Source organism: Acinetobacter sp. SM1B, from assembly GCF_003289665.1.
GTDB lineage: Bacteria > Pseudomonadota > Gammaproteobacteria > Pseudomonadales > Moraxellaceae > Acinetobacter > Acinetobacter schindleri.
Map to the genome: position 1 here is coordinate 2,017,549 of NZ_QMBM01000001.1, position 866 is coordinate 2,018,414.

Annotated in this window: 1 other annotated feature. The window is 47.7% G+C overall.

The features are described 5' to 3' along the window. Positions 1–142: 142 nt before the first annotated feature. Positions 143–686: a sequence feature (16S ribosomal RNA rRNA prediction is too short), on the reverse strand. Positions 687–866 lie beyond the last annotated feature (180 nt).

Consider the following 866-nt stretch of genomic DNA (forward strand, 5'->3'; position numbering starts at 1 on the left):
CATTTCACCGCTACACCTGGAATTCTACCATCCTCTCCCATACTCTAGCTAACCAGTATCGAATGCAATTCCCAAGTTAAGCTCGGGGATTTCACATTTGACTTAATTAGCCACCTACGCGCGCTTTACGCCCAGTAAATCCGATTAACGCTTGCACCCTCTGTATTACCGCGGCTGCTGGCACAGAGTTAGCCGGTGCTTATTCTGCGAGTAACGTCCACTTATCCCAGGTATTAACCAGGTAAGCCTCCTCCTCGCTTAAAGTGCTTTACAACCAAAAGGCCTTCTTCACACACGCGGCATGGCTGGATCAGGCTTCCGCCCATTGTCCAATATTCCCCACTGCTGCCTCCCGTAGGAGTCTGGGCCGTGTCTCAGTCCCAGTGTGGCGGATCATCCTCTCAGACCCGCTACAGATCGTCGCCTTGGTAGGCCTTTACCCCACCAACTAGCTAATCCGACTTAGGCTCATCTATTAGCGCAAGGTCCGAAGATCCCCTGCTTTCCCCCGTAGGGCGTATGCGGTATTAGCGTTCCTTTCGGAACGTTGTCCCCCACTAATAGGCAGATTCCTAAGCATTACTCACCCGTCCGCCGCTAGGAATCAGGTGCAAGCACCCTATCCCCGCTCGACTTGCATGTGTTAAGCCTGCCGCCAGCGTTCAATCTGAGCCATGATCAAACTCTTCAGTTAAAATCATTTCGAGTTTTATAAGTAAAACTCTTAAACTTGGCTCATCAATTTCCTGACTTAAATTTCGCTCAAATAAACTTCGAGTAATTCAAACCAATCAATCAATGAAAATAATTTCGATTAATCAACCAGTAAAAATCCACACAAGTTGTTCTTCATAATCTCTTAATGA